Origin of the sequence: Nitrospina gracilis 3/211, from assembly GCF_000341545.2 — a bacterium.
GTDB classification, from domain to species: Bacteria; Nitrospinota; Nitrospinia; order Nitrospinales; family Nitrospinaceae; genus Nitrospina; species Nitrospina gracilis.
Genome location: NZ_HG422173.1, coordinates 2,088,491 through 2,109,775, shown reverse-complemented (window position 1 = coordinate 2,109,775; position 21,285 = coordinate 2,088,491). Strand labels below are relative to the sequence as shown.

Here is a 21,285-nt window from a genome sequence, read left to right as displayed (position 1 = left end):
TACCGGTTGAGGAGGTGGCGCGGGTTCGGGATCGGGGTGCTCCAGATTGACCGCTTCGCGCAGGGCGCGGATGTCCCGCTCCATCTGCGGCAACCGGTCCAGTACGTATTCGATGGCCTGAGACATGGGGTCGCGGAAAATTTCCTCCGGGTCTTCCTGATCGGCCGAGATACCGGAAAACACCACCCGCGCGGGCACACCGATGACCGTCGAATACGCGGGCACGCTCTGCACCACCACCGAGCCGGAACCGATCTTGCTGTTCTTGCCGACGGAGATGGGGCCCAGCACCTGCGCCCCGGCGCCGATGACCACATTATCCTGAATGGTCGGGTGCCGTTTGCCCTTTTTCATGCTGAGGCCGCCCAGCGTCACGCCGTGGTACATGAACACGTTGTCGCCGATCTCGGAGGTCTCGCCGATCACCACGCCCATGCCATGGTCGATGAAAAACCTCCTGCCGATTTTTGCCGCAGGATGGATCTCGATGCCCGTCAACCAGCGCGCGATATAAGAAGTCACCCGCGCCAGGAGCTTCAAGCCGCAAGTCCACAACCAGTGGTTGATCCGGTACGCAATGAGGGCATGCACGCCGGGATAACACACCAGCACTTCAAAGGTGTTACGCGCAGCGGGATCCTTTTCGATCGCTACCTGGATATCCTCTCGAATTTGGCGGAACATCCCCATTCAGGGCCTTTTCATAGCAGTTTTCAAGCAAAAATCATTATATCCCGGACAACGGGAGGACACCATAGAAATCGCCGGGGGGCTGCATCATGACGAGAAGGGTTTTAAGGAACCGTCCGGTTTGCGGAGTGGGTCAATCCAGGACCGTGTGCCCGCGGTTGCGCATGCAGTTGCGGTACACGCGCTTGTACTTTTCCTCGGCACTCACGCCGCCTTTCACTCCCCCGACGCCGCCGCCGATTACCGCGCCCGTCGATGCGCCGCGCCACGGGTTGCCGGTTATGATACCCAACAGCCCACCGAAAAACGCGCCGATGGCGCCGCCCACTACCGAACCCTTGCCCGCTTCCTCCACGGTCTCCGCGGCCTGGGATGCGATTGCCTTGCATTCCCTCAAATCAACTTGCAGCGTCTGCGGGGAGGAATCGGTTTTGGGATCGATCACCGGTTTGTAACTGCCGTAACTGGCGCAACCGGAAACGATGAAGGTCAGGATCAGAAACAGGATGAAGGCTTTTTTCACGGGGCTGGAAGGTCCTTGAAGATTCAAAAGTGAATAAATTATATCAAAATTTTCAATAACTTAAAACTCATTTAGGGGAAAAGGGATGAAGGCCCTCGCAAAGCCAAATTCAACCCTTCACACAGACGATGGGTTCCACGCGCGCCACCTTGCGGGCCAGTCCCGCCTGATGCGCCGCCTCCACCACCCGGCTGACATCCTTGTAGGCGCCGGGGGCTTCCTCCGCCACGCCGCGCTGCGATGGACTGCGAATAAGAATACCGCGATTTGCGAGTTCGTCGATCACCGCCCGGCCCTTCCATTTTTTGGTGGCCTGACGCCGACTCATCTGCCGTCCCGCACCGTGTACCGCCGAACCGAACGACAAACCCATGGTCCGGTCCGTGCCACAGAGGACATACGACGCCGTGCCCATCGTGCCGCCGATCAGGACCGGCTGGCCGATGGACCGAAACGCCTCGGGGATGTCAGGGAGCCCCGGCCCAAAGGACCGCGTCGCCCCTTTCCGGTGCACGAAAACGGTTTTGGTTTTGCCGTCAATCACATGCTGTTCCATTTTGCAGGTGTTGTGCGAGACATCGTAGAGCAGATCGAGTTCGGCTTTGGGCAGAACCCGTTCGAAAGTTTCGCGCACGAGGTGGGTGATGATCTGGCGGTTGGCCATGGCGCAGTTCATCGCCGAACGCATCGCTCCCAGGTACTGCTGGCCGAGTTCGGATTTGATCGGCGCACACGCGAGTTCGCGGTCCGGCAGCTTGATGCCGTGTTTGGGCGCGGCCATGGCCATGGACTTCAGAAACTCGGTGCCGATCTGGTGGCCCAGCCCGCGAGAACCGCAGTGAATGGAGATGACGATATCGCCTTCCCGCAGGCCGAACGCCCCCGCCGCTTCGGCGTCGTAAACGTCGGTCACTTCCTGCAACTCGAGGTAATGGTTTCCGGAACCGAGCGTGCCCATCTCGTCCTTCTGCCGTTTCTTGGCCTGCGGTGAGACGCACTTCGCATCGGCTCCTTCCATGCACCCTTCTTCCTCAATGGATTTCAGGTCTTCGGACCGGCCCCAGCCGCGGCCGACCGCCCATTGCGCGCCGCCTTCCAGCATGGCGTCCATCTCATCGTGGTTGAGCGAGATCGCGCCGCGGCTACCCACACCCGCCGGGATGTTGGCGTAAAGCGCATCGGCAAGCGTCTCTTTGACGCGTTCGATGTCGTCGCGCACCAGTCCCGAATGCAGAGTGCGCACACCGCAGGAGATGTCGAATCCCACGCCGCCGGCAGAGATGACACCGCCTTCGTTGGGATCGAACGCTGCCACGCCACCGATGGGAAAACCATAGCCCCAGTGCGCGTCGGGCATGGCGTACGACGCCTTCTGAATGCCGGGAAGCGCGGCGACGTTGCACACCTGCTCGTGGACCTTGTCATCCATGCCCTCGATCAGGTCTTCCGTGCCGTAGATCACCCCCGGCACGCGCATGGGTCCGGTGGGCTCGATCCACCACTCGGTTTCGGATTTTCTTTTGAGACGTTTTTTCTGCATTGGCTTCTCACTCAAACGTCGACAACGCACTGAGCGACCCAGCGGTCCGGCGTTTCCTGCCCGACCTTGAGAGCGGTGAAGGTCGCCCCTTTCACTTCGACGGCAGGTTGATGCCGGGCGCGGTCAACCGGTTCGCCCCATGCGGTGGCGGTGAGTCGGTATCCATTCAAGATACGCACCTCGAAGCGGGAAAACAACAGGCGACGCGTCGACATTTCGTAGATGAGTGCGTTCAGCCAATCGACGAACAGGTATTCCGGGTCCGGGCCTTCGCAGGCGATGGCGACTTCTTCCGTTTCGGCGACGCCTTCCGGGTCAGTAACGACCGCCGTCAACGCCAGCGCGCCCTGCTCGAACGCCGTTTCCAGAGTGGGGCCGATTCCGCGCACACCCATGTCCGCATCGTGCGGAAAGTGTTCCCACGTGGTGTCCGGCATGGTTTTCTTTCTTGTCAGGAGGCTTCGTCCGTTACGGGCGGGATTGTATGCGGTTCCGGGTCTTTGAAGTCCTTGAGTGCCGCTTCCTGCTTTTCCCGGTCGGAGTCGAGGTAAAGGCGGATGGTTTCGAAATGCTTGCTCTGCTGACAGCGTGCCAGCTTCATACGCATCAATTCCAGAATGGCGAGGAACGTGACGATGACCTCCTGCTTGGTGGTGGCTTCATCGAACAACGCCTCGAACGACAGGCTTTCCACCTGGTTCAACCGGCCCAGCACCCCGCGGATGCGGTCGGTGACCGACAGCGTGGTGATCTCGATTTCGTAGTCTTTATGGAAGGATTTCTGATCGAGGACTTTTTTGAACGCGCTGAACAGGTCGAACACCGTGGCATCGACCAGCGTTTCCTCCCTCTCCTCCTCATCCTGCTCCGGAATTTCCACCGGAGCATGGCGGGTGAAGATCTGCTGGCGTTCGTGTTCCATCTGCCGCAGTTTGAAGGCCGCATCCTTGAACCGGCGGTAATCCATGAGCCGCCGCGCCAGCTCCGCGCGCGGATCGGTGCCCTCGTCACCTTCTTCCTCATGGGGACGTTTCTGAACAGGAAGCAGGATTTTGGACTTGATGCGGGTCAGTTCCGCCGCCATCACCAGATACTCTCCTGCCACCTCCAGGTTGAGGTCCTGCATGAGGTCGAGATATTGCAGGTACTGTTTGGTGATATCGTTGATGGGGATGTCATGGATATCCATCTTCTGCTCCTTGATGAGGTGCAGAAGCAGATCCAGCGGACCTTCAAAAATGGGAAGCTTGAACTGATAACTCATGGTTGCGTGGGCGAACAGGTTGGCATCGGGAGCAATGTACCACCATCGCGGGGCGAGGCAAAATGAAAACCGGGGTTCATAAATCCCCCCACCGTTGTTGCAGGAGGGAGAGAATGACGAGGGAGGCCGAATCGGCGCGCAGGGTGCGGGGGCCCAGGCCCACCGTCAGGAAGCCGCATTTTTTCAGGAACTCGACTTCCTGAGGCTCCCATCCCCCTTCGGGGCCGGCCACAAAGGCAATCGACCCAATTGCCTTGTCCCCGTTGTCGACGTCACGCAGGCGCGCCCGGGTCTCGTCTTCCCAGAAAAGGAGTTTCAGGTCGCACGTCTCAACCTGGTCGCAAAAACTTTTCAAATCGGGGATGTTCGGTCCGACCTGCGGGATTTTGGATCGACCGCACTGCTTGGCCGCTTCCTCGGCGATGCGTTGCCAGCGTTCCAGCTTTTTTTCCACTTCCTGTTTTTTGATCCGCGCTACGCACCGACCGGATTCCAGCGGCAGTACCTGGTGAACACCCAGTTCCACCGCCTTGCGGACCAGGTGATCGAAGCGGTTGCCCTTGATGAGCGCCTGTCCCATCACGATTTTCACCGGTGATTCTGTGGCCACACTGACCTCGGTCACCACCTCCCCTTCCACCTCTTTCGCACCGAGCCCGGTGAGCCGCACCTGCCACTGCCGTCCTTCCCCATCCACAACGAGAATATGGTCGCCTTCACTCAGGCGCAAAACCTTGCGGATGTGGTTGACATCAGAGCCACGTACAACCACACGCTTTTCGTCGATCTGGTCTGCTGGAACGAAGAATCGATGCATGGCTCAATCAGCACACACGATCTTCGGCACATCGTGCAGGGTGGAAAGCACATGATCCGGTTTCAATCCAGGCGGCACCGGTTCGCGGTCTCGATTGACCCAGGCAGTTTGCATGCCCACAGCATGGGCCCCGGCAATGTCCGCCACCGGATTGTCACCGACGAACAGGATGCGTTGGGCGGGAAGCCCGAGCCGGTCACTGGCCAGTTGAAAAATGGTCGGGTGTGGTTTTCTGAAGGGGGCTTCCGACGAATAGATGGAAAATTCAAAGTAATCGCGAAGGCCCAGCATTTCCTGCTCACGGTCCTTCATGTACCCGGGGTTGGTTGTGTTGGATACAACGCCCATGCGAATGCCCCGTTGCTTCAAGCCATCCAGCACTGCGACCGTTTCCGGGTACACCTTGCGCCGGGAGTAGATGTCTTCATAGTAAAGGGTCATCAGTTCCCGCATGGTGGTGCCGTTCAGCGTAATGCCGTGGCGAAAGAACAGGGATTGCAGTGCGATCTCGAAGCGCGCTTCGAGTCCACACTCACGCGAAACCGCGATCATGCTGTAAAAGATTTCGTGACAACTCCGGTACGCCTTCTCGAAATCCGGCAGGACCACTCCCTTTTCCCCGAGGTGATCAAACACTTTTTTGAGAGGCGCGCGATCGTCTTCATCGACCAGATCGACCAGTGTGTATGCCCAGTCGAACAATACCGCATCGAAGGATTGCTTCATTGATTTGACGGTTCAAGGGGGATTTGTGTTCGGCCGTTGGGACAGTACCGGCATTTTCATTGTGAAATAAATTTTGGTTCGCCCCGCTGTACAGTGGTTTACTATAGCATATGCTTTCATGATACAATTCAGTTCTCACTCAATCCAAAACGTCTCCACGTGTAAGGTATCTCCATGATTTCCGAAACGGCGAACGTCAAGCACCTGCCTACCGAACGTGTGTCCTCTTCCCAGATGATCCAGGAAGCGGAAGCTTTGGGCAGTGCCCGCGCGAAGGTGATCCCGGTGCACGAAATCACCCTGGGCCACTGGGTGCGCCTGCGGTGTCAGTTCGGCTGCTCCTTTTTCAACCAGCGCCATACCTGCCCCACCTTCACCCCCACGAGTGACGAAATGGGGGATATACTTTTGAGTTACAGGCGGGCGATGATGGTGGAAGCATCGAACTCGGCGGACGTCCACGCGCTGGTTCTCTGTCTGGAATCCCGCCTGCGGGAGAAGGGGTTTTTCAAGGCATTTGGTATGGGCGCGCTGCCCTGTGATTTGTGCGAGGTGTGCACTATCGAGTCGAATTGCAAGTACCCCGACCGGGCCCGCCCCACCCTGCAGGCCTGCGGCATCGACGTTTCCCAAACTTTGTTGAATATCGGCTGGGATTTTGCGGTAAAATTTCAACCCTGTACAGAAGGCCACACCATAGGAATGGTGCTTCTGGACTGAGTTCCCGAAATCTTCCAGGAATGTTCTGATCCCATGAGCTATCGGTACGCCGTGCTCGGTGCCGGACGCCAGGGCATCGCCGCCGCGTATGACTTGGCCCGGTTTGGCGATGCGGCAGGCATCACCCTTTACGACACCAATTCCCTCTCTGCCCGTCAGGGCGCCGAACGTGTCAACACCTTGCTCAATTCCCGATGCGTTCACGCAGCCACTCTGAATGTCACCGACCGGAAGGCCCTGTCCGGGGCTTTAAAAGGCACCGATGCCACGGTGAGCGCGGTGCCGTTTCAATACAATCCCGGCATCACCGAATCGGCTATTGAAGCCGGGTCCAGTCTGGTGGACATGGGCGGAAACACCGAGATCGTGAGGAAGCAGCTGGCGATGGGCGACCGTGCCGAGGCGCAGGGCGTTTCCATCATTCCCGACTGCGGCATGGCGCCGGGACTCAATATCAACATGGGTGTGCGCGCCATGGAACTGGTGGAGGAACCGGAAGAACTGCACATCTGGGATGGCGGCCTCCCGCTGAACCCGCAGCCGCCATACAACTACACACTTTTATTCCACATCAACGGCCTGACCAACGAGTACGACGGGCATGCTCACTTTCTGCGTAACGGGCAGGTGACGGAAGTGCCCTGCCTGACCGAACTGGAGTTGATCGAGTTCGAACCGCTCGGCACGCTGGAAGCTGCGGTCACGGCCGGGGGATTGAGCACCATGCCGTGGACGTTTGAAGGCAAATTGCGCCGGCTGGAAAACAGAACGCTCCGTTACCTGGGGCATTGGGAACATTTCCGCACGTTTCAGGAACTGGGCCTGTTCAGCGAGGAACCCGTCTCCGTAAATGCCCGGCGCATTTCACCGCGCGATCTCTACCACAAGTTACTGGAAAAGAAAATCCAGGCCGAGGATGTGCAGGACATCTGCCTGATCCGCGTCCAGTGCACAGGCACATCCAACAACAAGATGGCGTCCTGCACACTGGACCTGGTGGAAACAGCCGACCTGGAAACCGGGTTCACCGCCATGGAAAAACTGACGGGCTGGCACGCCTCCCTCATTGCCATTCTGGCAGCCCAGGGCCAACTGCCCCGCGGTGCGGTGCCTGTGGATTCGGCGCTCTCGGGAGAAGCCTTTGACCGGGAAATTGAAAAAAGGGGTTGGGAACTGCGTAAAACCGTAACACCGTGAATCCGGTTTGACCGGAAAGAAATCGATACTGACTCGATTGAGTTCCTGTCAGTTGATAGAACCTAGATTATCGATAGAAAAGGTGTTCGAGCTGCTCACATGCTGGGCGGTTGCGGAAAAACTGGTTTCATCACCGGATCCATTCACACTGACGTCGGGGGGATCGATGAACCCGTATGCAGGATTCGCCGCCACGGAGGGGTCACAGGTATTGGTCCCTCCCTGATCATCCCAATAAACCCGGCAGGAAATGAAAAGGTGCCGCAAGGTGGACTTGGAATCCGAGTCATACGCCCGTTCCTTGTATTGAGTGAACTGAGGAATCGCTATAGCGGCCAGGACCGCTACGATGGCAATGGTGATCAAAACCTCGATCAAGGTAAAGCCGTGTTGGCTGAAAACCTGTTTTCGGCAAGAACGCATGAAGCCCCGGAAATCATTATTCTTATATCCAGAGTAAGGCCCAGCCAACCGGATGCAAACAATTTCTGCATCAAAATCCGGGGTTGAACGAACAAGCTAATAGCTTATCCGATAATTTTTAAAAAAGTACCAAGGGGAGGGAGGAGCCAATTTTTGATGGCAATGTACCTTTTTTTCGGAAGGACAGGCCCAGCAAGAAATACAATGGAGCCGGGGTACATTTTAAAAGGATAAAAAGAGCCTTGTTCCGGGGTTTCGGCCTTCAACTAATGCTGCCATTACTGTCTATGTTGTAGGTATTGGTGCTGTCGTTATGCTGGGCGGTTCCGGCAAAGGTGGTTTCAGTTCCGGAAGCGGACAAGGTGATGTCGCTCGGATTCACAAACCCGTATTCAGGGCCGGCCGCGACGGTGGGATCGCAGGAATTGGATCCTCCATTGTCATCCCAGTACACCCGGCAGGATAAAAAAAGGTTCCGCAAAGTGGCCTTGGAATCGGAGTCGTACGCCCGTTCCTTGTATTGGGCAAATTGGGGAATGGCGATGGCTGCCAATATGGAAATGATGGCGATTACGATCAACAATTCGATCAGTGTGAAGCCGCGCTCGGAGAAATGGGCATTTTTATGCAATTTCATGGTGCTCTCGTGTTATTTTTATACATCCAGAATAATCGCGGTTCTCGAAATTGCAACTGAATTCTGGATCAACAGCCTGTTTAAATGTTCTCCTGATATAGCTTTTTCTATATTTTGAGAATATGGGAATTGCAGGAGGCGGGAAATTTAAGTCTGTAACGGGACCTATTTGCACTTTTTGGAGGCTGGGGAGTGTGCCCGGCTCTCCACCAGGAAAAACTTGAACGGCCCGAGTAACCGGGAGACAGGAATTTTTCTTCAGCCGGGCTTTCTCTTTACGACCTGCCGGAGTTCCTGCAATTCGTTCCCGCTGATTCCGAGAAAGTAGAGGATCAGTTCCAGGTTTGAGGTGCTGATAATGGCCTGTGCGTGCTTCTGCACGATGGGTTTGGCGTTGAATGCAATGCCCAGCCCTGCGCGGGCGAGCATGTGTATGTCGTTGGCGCCGTCTCCCACGGCCACGCATTGCTGGACCAGCAGGCCTTCTTTTTCCGCCACCGATTCCAGGATGCGTTCCTTGGCGCGGGCATCGACGATGTCACCCTCCAGTTCTCCTGTCACCCTACCGTCCTTGATTTGAAGCTGGTTGGCGAATCCGTAATCAAGGCCGTATTTCGTTTTCAGCTTGTCGATAAAAAACTGAAATCCGCCGCTGACGATTGCCACCTTGTAACCAAGGTGCTTGACGATGCGAACGAGGTCCTCCGCTCCAGGCGTCAGCGGGATGCGCTCGAACAATTCCTCGAGCTTTTCCACCGGCAGGCCTTTCAGCAACTGCACCCGTTCGCGCAGCGCCTCCGTAAAATCGAGTTCGCCGCTCATCGCCTTGTGGGTGATGGCCGCCAGTTGGTCCCCCACCCCCGCCAGCTTGCCCAACTCGTCGATCACCTCGCATTGCAGGAAGGTCATGTCCGCGTCGAATACGATCAGCCGCTTGTTGCGGCGGAACAGGGTGTCTTCCTGCACAGCGATGTCCACGTCGAAGTTTTCCTTGAACTTGAGGAGCGCGTTGAGCACGTCCACGTTGGTGAGCAGTTGTTTGCCACCCACCACAATTTCGAGCACGTGGTAATCGCCGTAATCCAGCTGTTCGATGCGCGGGATGTTGATGTCGAGTTCGGCGATGGTGCGGGTCAGCTCGAGAAAGGCGATGGTGCCGATGCGCCGCCCGAGAACGGTGATCACCAGCCGGTGACAATACGGCGCTTCCGGACGGTAACCCGGCCGCCACGGATAGACATTGATCTTGAGGCCGGAGCGTTTGCTGTAAGCCGCAAATTTCTCTTCCAGCTGCAAAAGGATCTCACTGTCACTGCTTTCAAGCAGGAGAGAAAGGTTCAGCAGTCCGCTGAACACGAACTGCTTGATGTCCACCACCAGCGCTTCGCACTCCACGACGGACTCCAGCGCTTTCGAAAGGATCCCGGGACGGTCCTCTCCAGCAATATGGACGTGTACCTGATACCTGTGTGGGAGTTCCAGCATAGACTCAGAACTGCGGATTGTACCGCCAGCCTTCACGTTTTTTGCAGGTCCAGCCGGAATTGATTTGGAAGGTCGAAAGATTGTCCAGCGTCTGCGACTCGAACAGCGCCACCACGCCTTTGCCTTCGATGGAGTTGTCCTTCAAATGCAGCCTTTTGAGCAGAGGCAGGCATTTCGATTCAGCAAGGTACTGGAGCCCCCGGTCGGTCACGCCGTTTTTATTGAGGTTGAGGTACTGAACATTGGAGAGAAGGCTGCATTCCGCAAGCTCGCGCACGCCATCGTCGCCCAGTTCGTTGTCGTCGAGGTCCAGCCAGTTGACCTCCTTCATGCGCTCCGACTGCCACAACAGGCGCGCCTCTTCCGCCGACAGGCCAAGTCCGCTGAACATGGCCTGGTTGCCGCGCAGGCGGCCTTCGAAAATGTCCTCTACCGTGTTGAATTTCGTTCGCGATGTCATCCTGCTAAAAAACCTTTCCGTGATTCGGATAAACCCATCTGATATATCAAGTTTCGTCCCGTTTGTCATCCGGGAGATACTTTTTTCCCCGCAATTCAGTGGGCAGGTATTGTTGATCGACCTTGCCATCCGGATAATCGTGGGGGTACTTGTAGTTCACCCCATACCCGTATTTTTTGGTCGTCCCGGTAGTGGGCATCCTTCAGGTGATCCGGCACCGGGTAGGAAAGACCCTTGTTTTCGATATCACTGAGCGCGCTGTCGATGGCCGTGATAGCGGAGTTGTCCTTGGGGGCCCGCGCCACGTAAATGACCGCCTGTGCCAGGGGAATCCGCGCTTCCGGCAGGCCGATGCGTTCCACCGCATCGGCGGCGGCATTGGCCACGACCAGCGCCATCGGGTCGGCATTTCCCACGTCCTCAGCGGCGGTCACCACCAGACGCCGGGCGATGAACTTCGGGTCCTCGCCTCCGGCGATCATTTTGGCCAGCCAGTATATCGCCGCGTCGGGGTCCGATCCACGTAAACTTTTCTGAAATGCGGAGGCGTGATCGAAATGCTCGGTGCCGTCTTTGTCGTAAAGCACGGCACAGCGCTGGATGATGCTCTCGATCATCTCCCGGTCCACCGGCGTCGCTGCTTCCGGGTCTTTCTGCAGGTGATAGCTGACGGCGGAATCGAGCACATTCAGCGCCCGTCGGGCGTCACCGTTGGAGTGGCTGACGATCAGGTGCAGGGCCTCGTCGTCGAAAGCGACCGGGTAACGTCCCAATCCGTGGTCACGGTCCTTCATTGCCCTCTCCAGGATGCCGCGCACGTCGTCCGCACTCAGGTAACCCAGCCGGAAAACCTGGCATCGGGAGCGGAGCGCCGGGATCACCTCGAACGACGGGTTTTCCGTGGTCGAGCCGATCATGCGGATGGTGCCGTTCTCGACGTAGGGCAGAACCGCGTCCTGCTGGGCCTTGTTGAACCGGTGAATCTCGTCAATGAACAGAACCGTCCTGCGTTTTTGACTTTTCCACAATTTCTGCGCGGTCTCGATGATGTCGCGGATGTCCTTCACTCCGGCGTTGACGGCGCTGATCTCGAAGAACTGGCTCTGAGTGACTCGAGCCACGATGCGGGCGATGGTGGTCTTGCCGCAACCCGGCGGTCCCCACAGGATAAACGACAGCCCCGTGTCCTTTTCGATGAGGCGGCGCAGGGGACTGCTCTCCCCCACCAGGTGCTCGTGGCCGAACAATTCCTGCCAGTCCGCCGGGCGCATCCGGTCCGCCAACGGCGCCTGCGGCAGGCGGTTGTTTTCGTTTTCCAGTTCAGGAAACAGTTCCATTCAACACCTTGTAAGGCGCCCCTTAAATATCCATGGTGCGCAGGGCGCGGATGCCCCGTTTCATAGGAATCCACGTGACCAGTACCGTGAGCGCCACGATCGTACCGTAAAATACCGGGACCTCGATGCCGCCCACAAACTTGAACAAAAACTTTTCGTTGAAGTGAACGTACATCGGACGGGCGCTCAAAACCAGAACCAGCATGACGTAGGCCAGGCTGGAAATCATGAACAGGATCCCGCCGGTGCCCGTGGAGATCTCCGACATGTTTTCGTGATCGAACCGGGGATACATCGCCCCCATGCCGACGCCCATTCCAACCAGCCCGGTGGTGATTAAAAGAACGCCAACAACAGACACCTTCATCACGTAGGCATCCACCTGCAAAATATAATTGGAAGCCACGGTCAATATTTCCGCCACCAGCAGCAGCGGAGGCCAGTACATCCAGAACTTGGCTACCAGGAAACTGCGCATGTCCACCGGCGCGGTGTAGAGCGTCCACATTTTCTTTCCTTCGATACTGATCGACGAAAAAACAAAACGTGCGATCAGGGCGGAAAGCACGAATCCGATCAACCCGATATTGAGCACCGACACCACGTTCTTGAGAACCAGGTTATCGAGCGGAAGGTTCATGATATTGAAGATGTACACGAACACCAGAACCAGCAAAATGAATATTTGTGACCAGTGTGCCGGATCGCGGGCGAACACTTTGAGATCCTTCGAAATCAGCGCCTGCTTCATCGGTTCGATGGGCAAATATGAAAGAAGCGGCTTCCGGCGGCCGTTGTTTTTGTTTTTGGTGCGTGGGGTGTTTTTCACCTCCTGGTAACTACGCCATCCGGGAAAATAAATCTGGCGGCTGATCCACGCGAACAGGATCAGCCCCACCCCCGCGGCGGCATACAGAAAACCCAAACGCCCAAAACTGATTTCAAAATTGGCTTCGGTCCATGCCGTCAGTCCCCGCGTGATCCAGCTGGAAGGCAGATACGGAAACTCCGGTACGCGCAGGCTCTCAACAAAATCAATGATCACTTCATCCGACACTTTCTTGTCGAAAAATTTCTCCGGGGACAAAAACCGGAGAAACGCCACCAGTCCGGCGACGAAAAACAGGCCAAGAAAAGACAGGATCTGATGCGCCTTGTCGGTGGGGAAGAACCGCATCAACACCATGATGCCCAGCACACCCAGCGCGCAGGGCAACACCACAAACGGCAGGAACGATGCCAGCAAATAAATGTAATAGGACGCGGTGACCTTGAAGTAAAATCCGTAGGCGATGAACATGGGGAGTGAAAACACCAGCACCACCCACGATGCGTTGATAAGGGTTTGCACGAATCGCACGTGTATGATCGCATCCGGCACCATGGGAAGGGAATGCAGGAACTCCAGATCGGAAGAAACGTAATAAATAGCCAACGCAGCGATGATGGTCGAGAACAACAGCATGGCGAACAAGGTGAGGAAAACCACGTTCAGTAACTGAACGATCAGTTCCTCCCCGACGCGCAAGGGCAGTCCATCGAGGTAAGCCACCATACGGTAGAAGAAAATGTAGTCGGCAATGAGAAACAGCGTGCCCAGGGTACCGATCAGCAGCCAGCGTGTAACCTTGTCCCTGTTGGGCCGGCCAAAATGATTTTTCATGAACTTCAACCGCACCGCCGACAAACTTCGCATGTTCACCCACCACGGTTGAATCGTTTCCATTTTCTTACCTTTCCGTTTTGGGTGTGTGGGCTCGCACCCATTCGACACAGACGTAGTCCATCCACCGACGGTTCCCAAAGGGAGTGCATTTACGCGCGATGTATCCCATGTGGCCGCCCGCCTTCGGATTCACAAATCGTACATGCGTTGCGGATTCAATGCCTTCGAATACCGAGGGCGGAATGAACGGATCGTCCTGCGAACACAGAATGGTGGTGGGGATGCGGATTTGGCCAAGAAACTGACGCGAACTGCACGTGTCGTAATAGTCCTCCACCGTAGCGTATCCTGCCGCGGGAGCGGTATAAAGTTCATCAAATTCCCAGATGGACCGCGCCCGTTTCGCAGGGGCGAAGGCATTGGGAAAACATTCACGCAACGCATCCAACTGGTTGTACATGAGCCCCAGATAGTAACGGTTGAACGTGCGGGCGAAAGGTCCGTGACTGATGGCGCGGCTGGCCGCTTTCAGGTCGACGGGAGGATTCACCGCGAAAGTGGCGTGCAATTGCGGAATGGGTTCGCGCCCTTCCCCCAGGAATTTCAGCAGGATATTTCCGCTCAGGGAAAACCCGATCGCGAGCAGGGGCGAATCCGGGTAACGGTCTGCAATGAACTGCAGGACTGCTTCCAGATCGCCGCTGGAGCCGCCATTGAACAGACGGTCGCACAAGCCCATGCCGGGCCCGCTCCCCCGGTGGTTCATCATGAACACACCGTACCCCTCCTGCCCCAGCTTGCTTGCAATCCGCCGGATGTAAGCCGACTCACTGCACCCTCCCATCCCGTGCATCAACAATACAAGTGGGCGACCCGGAGCCTGTGGTTTCAGTTCCAGAAGCGCCAGCACGGCGTTTTTCTCCAGCCGGATTTTGTGGATCGTTCGGGGAGCAATGCGCGTATCGCCGGTCCATTGCGAACTTGTAATGGTTTGAGCCACGGGTCCGGGAACCAGAACATGAGGTTTGAACGGCATCCAGAACGGATCGATTGCAGCGTCGCCTCCGTTCTGACCAGGAGTCGGGATTTGCTTCACGGGTGTACTTTCTCTAAATAAAAGGGAGTTCAATGGGGTTCCCCATTTAAACTGATTCGTGGTTTAGGGTATTATACCGTTACCGGATACCTGCTTGGCAAGCCCATTGGCCGCTGTTTGGTTTGGATTGGCGGGCGGTACCGGAAGACCCATAACTTTTATTTGGTTGGCCTGTTTTTATGTTCCGTTTGAAAGTTTCCATTCTTGTTTTGGCGTTCAGCCTGGCTCTGCCCGCAGGCAGTTTTGCCGGTGACTTCGATTCCACCCCTCACCTGAAAAGGGCTCAGGAAATGAGTCTGCTTGGAAAATGGCCGGAGGCGGTGGAGGCATTCCAAAAAGCACTGGAGGAGCAACCGGACAACAACTGGATTCAGGCCAATCTGGGTGTGGCTTTAAGCCGCGCGGAACGCAACATGGAAGCCCTGCTGGCTTTTGAAAAAGCCCTGCAAATGGGATACGACAATGCGGAATTCCGTTACCTTCGTGGATTGACGTTTGCCAAGGTCAATCTGCTGGCCGATGCCGCGAAAGAAATCGAACTGGCGCTCGAGATGGATTCCCAACTCAAGTTTGCAGATTACGACCTTGGCCTCATCTACGAACACATGGGCGCCCATGACAAGGCGCTGGCCCAGGTCACCAAACTCTACCGCCGTAACAACACGCTGGCACGAAAACTTTACTTCCAGTTGACGCCGGAATACAAAATCGCGGCGGTGGATGACGGGGGCTCGTTGAAGGGGAAGGTTCGCATGAGGGGCTCCATTCCCAAACCGCGGGTGTTCCACCTGATCAACATCCCCAACATAAAATACTGTTCCCGCATTTCAGACGGCCAGGGTCACCGCATCCTTCACGATTTCGTGGTGAACGACACAGGGGCGTTGAGTGATACGGTCATCGCGATCCTCAATGTGGAAAAGGGAAAACCGTTTCCCCGCAAGATGACCAACGTCACCATCAGTCGTTGCCAGGCGGACCAATATGTAATCGGATTCAAAAACGGGGAGGACCTTCTGCTTGAAAACACTGACCCCATCAAGCATGAGATGGCGCTCTATGAGGTCAATGGTGTGTACAAGTACCAGGTGTCGAACAAAAACACCATGCCCCACTCCTCGCAGGTGCGCTCGCTGTTCATGAAACCGGGGTCACCGGAGTTGATCTTGAAATGCAACCTGCACCCCTTCATTCAGACGCGGGGCCTTATGGTTGCCAATCCCTACTATGCGGTGACGGATGCAGAAGGCAACTTTGAAATCCACGATATCCCTCCCGGAACCTACGAAGTGATGGCGTGGCATCCATTCATCCCGACCCAGACCGGAACCATCACAATTGAAAAGGGGAAAACCGCAACACTGAATTTCACGTTCGAGGGAAAGGAAGAACGCCGCAAGCTCTACCAGAACGATACCAAGGGTTACCGCTTCAACACCGTATTTGAGAATGAGGAGGGATTTTACGGGGGCAAACGGGAAATGGACCCGGTCGAGGTTCTTCAGCAATTCAACAACACCGACCGCTACATCGACGTGGGGGACTCTCCTACTGAAGAGTGAGGATCATGGTTTGGAGAGAATCCCGCATGCGGGCCAGACGCGCCGCCTCCTCTGCCGCACCGCGCCTTTCAAACTCACCTAAAAACACCCGGTACCAGACCCCTTTGCCAGGCAAATCCACCGGTGTGTAAAACGCAGGGTAGCCTTTTTTCTGCAGCTTCTCTTTCAACACCCGGGCACGCTCCACTTCCCGGAATGAACTGACCTGAACCTGGAAACGGGCATCACCGGATGAGCTGACAGTGGATTCATTCGCAACCGGCTTCTCAATGGAAGATTCGCCAGACCCGGTTTGGCTTGGCATGGTTTTTCCCGAATCATCGACCAGCGCTTCGAGTTCCCTGATTTTCTTTTCCAGACTTGTCTCCGTTTTTTTCTGCACCACCTGCACCGGCTCCGATTCGGGTAAGGCTATTACCGGCTCCTCCGGCCCCACAACCGGTTCGCCGGCTTCCGCTTCAGACTCATCGACCGGCGATTCCTGTTCGTAGCCTTCCATCTGGATAATGTTTCCATCCAGGTCGATAAACCGGTTCTGGCTGACGTCCGTGAGCGTGTCGAAAAACGTGAAGTCGTTTTTGACCTCGGGAGCAGGAACCACATCCTGCAATTTATTTTTAAGGTTATCGGGTTTGATGGCCCGTACCTTCTTCACTGCTTCAGAAGGATTCTCGCTTTCCAGGGAGGGAGCAAAAATATCACTGCGCCAGGCATAACCGGTACCGGCACCGATGGCGATAAAAAACAGGATCAGGATGAAGCGGGTTTTCAGGTTCATGACAGCCCCTCACATTGGCGGTCCACCGCGGGTTCCCCCTATAAGTCTTTGATTTTATGTGATTAAATGTGGACCAAGTATAACATGATTTTTTAAAATTTAAACAAATTTTATTAAAAACCATGGGTCCCTTATAGCTGAGGGTCGCGGTTTGCGAAGGGGAGCGGTACTGCCGGAACCGGGCTACATCTTCTCCGGGGCGGTGACGCCCATGAGGGTGAGCCCGCTGACGATGACGTTGCGCAGAACGTGGATCAGAAACAACCGAGCCCGGGTGAGCTCTGCGTTGTCGGTCACGATGCGGTGGTGGGCGTAATAATTGTGGAAAATCGCAACCAGTTCATGCAGGTAAAACGGGATGCGGTGCACTTCCTGTGCCACCGCGCTTTTTTCAATGACCTCGGGGTAAGCAAGTATTTTCTTGATGAGTGCGATCTCGGCGTTTTCCTTAAGGGATGACAACTCCCCTTCCGCCCAGTCCTCGGGGCGGAAACCCTGCTCTTCCGCGGTGCGGAACACGTTGCAGATACGTGCGTGCGCATACTGGATGTAATACACCGGGTTTTCAGGAGTTTCCTTTTTCGCCAGTTCGAGGTCGAAGTCGAGATGACTGTCCGAGCTGCGCATAAGGAAGAAAAAACGCGTTGCATCCACACCCACCTCCTTCACCACGTCCGCCAGGGTGACGAACTCGCCGGAGCGTGTGGACATCGATACCTTTTCGCCGCCGCGCCGCAGGGTGACGAACTGCACGAGAAGAACCTTGAAAACGCTCTCATCGAAACCCATCATTTTGAGCACCGACTGCATGCGTGGCACGTAACCGTGGTGATCGGCCCCCCACAGATCCAAAATCATGTCGAAGCCACGGTCGATCTTGTTTTTATGGTAGGCGATGTCAGCGCAGAAATAGGTCCTCTCACCATCGTTTTTGATGATGACGCGGTCGGAATCGTCGTCGAACTCCCCCGTCTTGAGCCACGTCGCTCCATCCTTTTCATAGATGTAACCTTTTTCCTTCAGCCACTCGAGCGACTGGTCCACGGACTTATCCTCGTGCAGGATCTGCTCGCTGAACCAGCGGTCGTACTCGACCCGGAACTCTTTCAGGTCCTCTTTGATGCCCTCGAGAATGGAACCGGTAGCATAAAGGCGGAAAAAAGTCAGGGCATCTTCGTCCTTTTTCTCAAGATGGGTTTTGCCGTCACGGTCGATGATCTCTTTTGCGATGTCTTTAATGTAATCACCCTGATAGCCCTCTTCCGGAAACTCGATATCCTCCCCCAGCAGTTGCCGGTAGCGGATCCATGTAGAGCGGCCGAGCGTGTTCATCTGGTTGCCAACGTCGTTTATGTAGTATTCGGTGGACACATCGAATCCGGCCATCTTCAGGATGCAGGACAACGCATGGCCGACCGCGGCACCGCGCCCGTGTCCCACATGCAGCGGACCAGTCGGGTTGGCGCTCACGAACTCAACCAGCACTTTTTTGTTTTCACCTACGTAACAACGGCCAAACTCCTTGCCCTTGCCTGCAGCTTCCTTCAATTGATCGCGGAAAAAACCCTGCGTCATCTTCAGGTTGATGAACCCCGGGCCCGCAACGTTTGCCGATTCCACCTGCCCACCATCGGTGCTGATTTCTTCGCAGATTTTCTGGGCAATCTCGCGCGGATTTTTCTTTTCCGGCTTGGCCAGTTGCATGGCAATGGTGGTAGCGAAGTCGCCCATCGATTCGTCCTTCGGCTCCTCGATAATGAGGTCCGGTACCGACTCCAAAGCGAGCCCGCCCTGTTCCTTGACCCGGTTGAGAGCCTGCACCACCAGGTATTTGACAATGTCTTTCATGCTTTCCGTTCTCATATTGAATACCATCGCACCGGGCAGCCAGGCGCGATTTCAGGTTTCCTGATTTTAAGGGTGAAAAAGGGGGGAATGGCGGGCCCTTTGATCATTTGCGGGACTCGTGGATCGCCTCTACTTTTTGCTCCATTTCTTTTTCCAGGCGTTCCTTTTCTGCCGCAAATTCCCGTTTGAGTTCTTCGGAGGCCGTATACAGTTCCTCGGGCCGTGTTCGCTCCGAAAGCCGGTCCAGTTGGTGCTGAAGCATCACTTCCTTGTCCGCAATCCGGGCCTTGTATTCCTTGCGGATAGCGTCAATTTCCTGTTTTTGCTTGTCGGTCAGCTTTTTCTTGTTTTTGAGCCCCGGAACCATTTTGTCGGATTTTTCAAGACTGAGTTCCCATGCGCTTTTGAGACCGGACATCGTCGCCTCCTGTTCGAGATGAAGAAATTATAAATAAAGCGTGAAATCAAAACAATTATAAATCGCCGGACAAGTTCCAGCCCGGCCCTTAGCAGTTGACTGCCTTTCATCTTCTGCTATCCTTTTTTATTATGGGGGTTAAAGCCGAACGGGCCGTTTTATTGCGACAACTGAAGGATTACCTGGTTTTTTTGAAGGATCAGGGCATGGACCACGTCCCCCTGCTGGAGGCACTGGAAACCACTTTTCGGGCCTCTACCGTGGCCGCCGTGAAAGCTTCCGCGCCACCCGCATCCGTGCTCGCGTCTTCCGTTCCAGTTCTTCAAACCCCCACTGCCGACAACACCATGATCCAGCCCGATGCCATGAGCCGCCTGACCGAAGTACGCAACGAGCTGGGCGAATGCACGCGTTGCAAACTTGCAGAAACACGGACCAACATCGTTTTCGGGTCCGGTAATCCGAACGCGAAACTGCTGTTCATCGGCGAGGGCCCGGGGGCGGACGAGGACGCGCAGGGCCTTCCGTTCGTAGGTCGGGCGGGAAAGAAGCTGACCGAGATAATTGAAAAAGGAATGAAGCTCGACCGCGAAAAAGACACCTATATCTGCAACATCGTCAAGTGCCGCCCTCCGGGCAACCGCGATCCGGAAATTGAGGAAATCAGTGCCTGCAAGCCGTTTCTGGTCGAACAGGTCCGGGCCATCCGACCCAAGGTGATCGTGGCGCTGGGAAAACCCGCCGCCTCCACCCTCCTGGGCCGGTCGGTGGCCATCACCAAGGAACGCGGCACCTGGCACGAATTCGACGGCATCAAGCTGATGCTCACGTTTCACCCAGCATACCTGCTCCGCTTTTACACGCTGGAAAACCGGCGGGCGGTGATGGAAGACATGCAGAAAGTTCTTGAGGTGCTGAACTCATGAGTCTCACGACCGCGGCGACCGCCCGCCTCCAGTCCAATATCGAAAACGTCATCATCGGTAAATCCGATGTCATCGAAAACACCATCATCACCCTGATCGCCGGGGGGCATCTGTTGATCGAAGACGTCCCCGGTGTCGGCAAAAGCTCGTTGGCCTTCGCGCTGGCGAAATCCCTGGGCCTCGAATTCCGCCGAATTCAGTTCACCAACGACATCCTGCCTTCGGACATCGTCGGCGTCTCCATCTACAACCAGAACGAAAACACCTTTGAGTTCAACCGCGGTCCCATTTTCGCCAACCTGGTGCTGGCGGACGAGATCAACCGCTCATCGCCGCGCACGCAAAGCGCCCTGCTTGAAGCCATGAACGAAAAGCAGGTGTCGGTGGACAACCGCACCTACGACCTCGAGGATCCGTTCATGGTGATCGCCACGCAGAATCCCATTGAAAGCCACGGAGCGCATCCGCTTCCGGAGTCGCAACTCGATCGCTTCATGATGTACCTGTCGATGGGGTATCCCGACCCCGAGGAAGAACGCAAACTGCTCGGTACACAGTCTCCATCACGCAACATCAAGGATGTGAAAGCCATCCTCTCGCGTGAGGATGTGTTGAATCTGCAAAAGCAGGCGGAGGCGGTGACCATGGAACCGGTACTCATCGACTACATCATGAACGTGGTGACGGCCACGCGCGAATCGAAGCACCTGTCGCTCGGCGTCAGCCCGCGCGGCGGCTTGATATTGCAACAGGCCGCCCGCGCCCGCGCCCTGGTGCACGGCCGTACTTACTGCATTCCCGATGACATCAAGCAACTCGCCATTCCCGTCCTGTGCCACCGCGTCATCCCGCAGAACCACCACGGCATGAACAAGCGCACGGCGGCGGACACCTCCGCGGTCATCATGGAAATCGTCGATAAAATGGAAATTCCGGTTTAAAATCAAACCATCATTTCTACCATCCGGCACCTTCTCCGGAAGGGTGATTCCATGAACCAGCCCAATGAGCACAAACCGGTTTTCACCATTTCCTTCTACAATCGGACGCTCCACCTGACCCGGGAGGGGGCGGCTTCATCTTCCTCGTATTCGGCGTGGGGCTGGGCGCCATCAACACCGGCAACAACCTGCTGTACCTGATCCTCGCCATGTGTTGCAGTTTCATTGTGG

General features: G+C 56.1%; 22 protein-coding genes and 1 pseudogene. 5 read left to right on the top strand and 18 right to left on the bottom strand.

The window, feature by feature from the left end; genetic code table 11:
• The 7 genes from cysE to TX82_RS10000 all read right to left on the bottom strand — a co-directional run.
• On the bottom strand, positions 1–684 hold a 684-nt coding region (gene cysE, locus TX82_RS16295), incomplete at its 3' end, for a serine O-acetyltransferase (protein ID WP_187291948.1).
• Positions 685–823: 139 nt separating this feature from the next.
• Positions 824–1,213, bottom strand: a complete 390-nt coding sequence (locus TX82_RS10025; protein WP_005009996.1) for a YMGG-like glycine zipper-containing protein — start codon at positions 1,211–1,213, stop codon at positions 824–826.
• Between the two features lie 109 nt (positions 1,214–1,322).
• Positions 1,323–2,753: an RtcB family protein gene (locus tag TX82_RS10020; RefSeq protein WP_005009995.1), complete on the bottom strand. Its 1,431-nt coding sequence runs from the start codon at positions 2,751–2,753 to the stop codon at positions 1,323–1,325.
• An 11-nt stretch (positions 2,754–2,764) separates the two neighbouring features.
• The gene (locus TX82_RS10015) at positions 2,765–3,190 is read right to left on the bottom strand and encodes an archease (protein ID WP_005009992.1); all 426 of its coding nucleotides are present in this window, start codon (positions 3,188–3,190) and stop codon (positions 2,765–2,767) included.
• 14 nt (positions 3,191–3,204) lie between these two features.
• Entirely contained in the window at positions 3,205–4,017 is an 813-nt protein-coding gene (locus TX82_RS10010; RefSeq protein ID WP_005009990.1) for a segregation and condensation protein A, read from the bottom strand.
• A gap of 76 nt (positions 4,018–4,093) precedes the next feature.
• Positions 4,094–4,834: a 16S rRNA (uracil(1498)-N(3))-methyltransferase gene (locus TX82_RS10005; protein ID WP_005009987.1), complete on the bottom strand. Its 741-nt coding sequence runs from the start codon at positions 4,832–4,834 to the stop codon at positions 4,094–4,096.
• A gap of 3 nt (positions 4,835–4,837) precedes the next feature.
• Positions 4,838–5,560, bottom strand: coding sequence for an HAD family hydrolase (locus tag TX82_RS10000; protein ID WP_005009979.1), 723 nt, complete (start codon positions 5,558–5,560; stop codon positions 4,838–4,840).
• 174 nt (positions 5,561–5,734) lie between these two features.
• On the opposite strand from TX82_RS10000, the gene TX82_RS09995 reads away from it, so the two are divergent.
• Both TX82_RS09995 and TX82_RS09990 read left to right on the top strand, forming a co-directional pair.
• Positions 5,735–6,280 carry a DUF2284 domain-containing protein gene (locus TX82_RS09995; RefSeq protein ID WP_005009978.1) on the top strand — a complete coding sequence of 182 codons (546 nt, stop codon included), beginning with the start codon at positions 5,735–5,737 and terminating at the stop codon, positions 6,278–6,280.
• A gap of 33 nt (positions 6,281–6,313) precedes the next feature.
• Entirely contained in the window at positions 6,314–7,477 is a 1,164-nt protein-coding gene (locus tag TX82_RS09990; RefSeq protein WP_005009976.1) for a saccharopine dehydrogenase family protein, read from the top strand.
• 48 nt (positions 7,478–7,525) lie between these two features.
• Here TX82_RS09990 and TX82_RS09985 read toward each other — a convergent pair whose 3' ends face one another.
• From TX82_RS09985 to TX82_RS09955, 8 genes and pseudogenes are all read right to left on the bottom strand, one after another.
• Positions 7,526–7,900, bottom strand: coding sequence for a type IV pilin protein (locus TX82_RS09985; protein WP_005009972.1), 375 nt, complete (start codon positions 7,898–7,900; stop codon positions 7,526–7,528).
• Positions 7,901–8,162: 262 nt separating this feature from the next.
• Positions 8,163–8,537 (bottom strand): prepilin-type N-terminal cleavage/methylation domain-containing protein, encoded by a 375-nt coding sequence (locus TX82_RS17025; RefSeq protein ID WP_005009971.1) that lies wholly within the window; start codon positions 8,535–8,537, stop codon positions 8,163–8,165.
• A gap of 258 nt (positions 8,538–8,795) precedes the next feature.
• Positions 8,796–10,022 (bottom strand): phosphoserine phosphatase SerB, encoded by a 1,227-nt coding sequence (gene serB / locus TX82_RS09975; protein WP_005009968.1) that lies wholly within the window; start codon positions 10,020–10,022, stop codon positions 8,796–8,798.
• A 4-nt stretch (positions 10,023–10,026) separates the two neighbouring features.
• Positions 10,027–10,482 carry a leucine-rich repeat domain-containing protein gene (locus TX82_RS09970; protein WP_005009966.1) on the bottom strand — a complete coding sequence of 152 codons (456 nt, stop codon included), beginning with the start codon at positions 10,480–10,482 and terminating at the stop codon, positions 10,027–10,029.
• Between the two features lie 46 nt (positions 10,483–10,528).
• Positions 10,529–10,612 (bottom strand): annotated as a pseudogene (locus TX82_RS17195) (hypothetical protein); the annotation flags it as partial.
• Positions 10,578–11,819: a replication-associated recombination protein A gene (locus TX82_RS09965; RefSeq protein WP_005009964.1), complete on the bottom strand. Its 1,242-nt coding sequence runs from the start codon at positions 11,817–11,819 to the stop codon at positions 10,578–10,580. The pseudogene TX82_RS17195 and the gene TX82_RS09965, both read right to left, overlap by 35 nt.
• A gap of 22 nt (positions 11,820–11,841) precedes the next feature.
• Positions 11,842–13,545 (bottom strand): putative ABC transporter permease subunit, encoded by a 1,704-nt coding sequence (locus tag TX82_RS09960; protein WP_005009962.1) that lies wholly within the window; start codon positions 13,543–13,545, stop codon positions 11,842–11,844.
• Positions 13,546–13,549: 4 nt separating this feature from the next.
• Positions 13,550–14,581 carry a YheT family hydrolase gene (locus TX82_RS09955; RefSeq protein ID WP_005009959.1) on the bottom strand — a complete coding sequence of 344 codons (1,032 nt, stop codon included), beginning with the start codon at positions 14,579–14,581 and terminating at the stop codon, positions 13,550–13,552.
• 179 nt (positions 14,582–14,760) lie between these two features.
• On the opposite strand from TX82_RS09955, the gene TX82_RS09950 reads away from it, so the two are divergent.
• Positions 14,761–16,143, top strand: coding sequence for a tetratricopeptide repeat protein (locus TX82_RS09950; RefSeq protein WP_005009957.1), 1,383 nt, complete (start codon positions 14,761–14,763; stop codon positions 16,141–16,143).
• Here the strand turns inward: TX82_RS09950 and TX82_RS09945 are convergent.
• From TX82_RS09945 to TX82_RS09935, 3 genes are all read right to left on the bottom strand, one after another.
• Positions 16,130–16,921 carry an SPOR domain-containing protein gene (locus TX82_RS09945; protein WP_005009955.1) on the bottom strand — a complete coding sequence of 264 codons (792 nt, stop codon included), beginning with the start codon at positions 16,919–16,921 and terminating at the stop codon, positions 16,130–16,132. The two genes, TX82_RS09950 and TX82_RS09945, sit on opposite strands and share 14 nt — an antisense overlap.
• Before the next feature lie 183 nt (positions 16,922–17,104).
• On the bottom strand, positions 17,105–18,769 hold the full coding sequence (gene argS, locus TX82_RS09940) for an arginine--tRNA ligase (protein WP_042252385.1): 1,665 nt from the start codon (positions 18,767–18,769) through the stop codon (positions 17,105–17,107).
• A gap of 103 nt (positions 18,770–18,872) precedes the next feature.
• Entirely contained in the window at positions 18,873–19,187 is a 315-nt protein-coding gene (locus TX82_RS09935) for a hypothetical protein (protein ID WP_005009951.1), read from the bottom strand.
• A 206-nt stretch (positions 19,188–19,393) separates the two neighbouring features.
• On the opposite strand from TX82_RS09935, the gene TX82_RS09930 reads away from it, so the two are divergent.
• Positions 19,394–20,113 (top strand): uracil-DNA glycosylase, encoded by a 720-nt coding sequence (locus TX82_RS09930; RefSeq protein ID WP_187291947.1) that lies wholly within the window; start codon positions 19,394–19,396, stop codon positions 20,111–20,113.
• Positions 20,110–21,054 carry an AAA family ATPase gene (locus TX82_RS09925; protein WP_005009948.1) on the top strand — a complete coding sequence of 315 codons (945 nt, stop codon included), beginning with the start codon at positions 20,110–20,112 and terminating at the stop codon, positions 21,052–21,054. The genes TX82_RS09930 and TX82_RS09925 overlap by 4 nt, the downstream gene beginning before the upstream one ends.
• Positions 21,055–21,285: the final 231 nt, after the last annotated feature.

Excerpts from the sequence above, each read along its gene's own strand:
- TX82_RS09960 (WP_005009962.1), bottom strand. The coding sequence starts at position 13,545 with ATGGAAACGATTCAACCGTGGTGGGTGAACATGCGAAGTTTGTCGGCG.
- TX82_RS17025 (WP_005009971.1), bottom strand. The coding sequence starts at position 8,537 with ATGAAATTGCATAAAAATGCCCATTTCTCCGAGCGCGGCTTCACACTG.
- TX82_RS09965 (WP_005009964.1), bottom strand. The coding sequence starts at position 11,819 with ATGGAACTGTTTCCTGAACTGGAAAACGAAAACAACCGCCTGCCGCAG.
- TX82_RS10020 (WP_005009995.1), bottom strand. The coding sequence starts at position 2,753 with ATGCAGAAAAAACGTCTCAAAAGAAAATCCGAAACCGAGTGGTGGATC.
- TX82_RS09990 (WP_005009976.1), top strand. The coding sequence starts at position 6,314 with ATGAGCTATCGGTACGCCGTGCTCGGTGCCGGACGCCAGGGCATCGCC.
- TX82_RS10000 (WP_005009979.1), bottom strand. The coding sequence starts at position 5,560 with ATGAAGCAATCCTTCGATGCGGTATTGTTCGACTGGGCATACACACTG.
- TX82_RS09985 (WP_005009972.1), bottom strand. The coding sequence starts at position 7,900 with ATGCGTTCTTGCCGAAAACAGGTTTTCAGCCAACACGGCTTTACCTTG.
- TX82_RS09945 (WP_005009955.1), bottom strand. The coding sequence starts at position 16,921 with ATGAACCTGAAAACCCGCTTCATCCTGATCCTGTTTTTTATCGCCATC.
- TX82_RS09925 (WP_005009948.1), top strand. The coding sequence starts at position 20,110 with ATGAGTCTCACGACCGCGGCGACCGCCCGCCTCCAGTCCAATATCGAA.
- TX82_RS09950 (WP_005009957.1), top strand. The coding sequence starts at position 14,761 with ATGTTCCGTTTGAAAGTTTCCATTCTTGTTTTGGCGTTCAGCCTGGCT.
- argS (WP_042252385.1), bottom strand. The coding sequence starts at position 18,769 with ATGAAAGACATTGTCAAATACCTGGTGGTGCAGGCTCTCAACCGGGTC.
- serB (WP_005009968.1), bottom strand. The coding sequence starts at position 10,022 with ATGCTGGAACTCCCACACAGGTATCAGGTACACGTCCATATTGCTGGA.
- TX82_RS10005 (WP_005009987.1), bottom strand. The coding sequence starts at position 4,834 with ATGCATCGATTCTTCGTTCCAGCAGACCAGATCGACGAAAAGCGTGTG.
- TX82_RS09970 (WP_005009966.1), bottom strand. The coding sequence starts at position 10,482 with ATGACATCGCGAACGAAATTCAACACGGTAGAGGACATTTTCGAAGGC.
- TX82_RS09995 (WP_005009978.1), top strand. The coding sequence starts at position 5,735 with ATGATTTCCGAAACGGCGAACGTCAAGCACCTGCCTACCGAACGTGTG.
- TX82_RS10015 (WP_005009992.1), bottom strand. The coding sequence starts at position 3,190 with ATGCCGGACACCACGTGGGAACACTTTCCGCACGATGCGGACATGGGT.
- TX82_RS09930 (WP_187291947.1), top strand. The coding sequence starts at position 19,394 with ATGGACCACGTCCCCCTGCTGGAGGCACTGGAAACCACTTTTCGGGCC.
- TX82_RS09935 (WP_005009951.1), bottom strand. The coding sequence starts at position 19,187 with ATGTCCGGTCTCAAAAGCGCATGGGAACTCAGTCTTGAAAAATCCGAC.
- TX82_RS10010 (WP_005009990.1), bottom strand. The coding sequence starts at position 4,017 with ATGAGTTATCAGTTCAAGCTTCCCATTTTTGAAGGTCCGCTGGATCTG.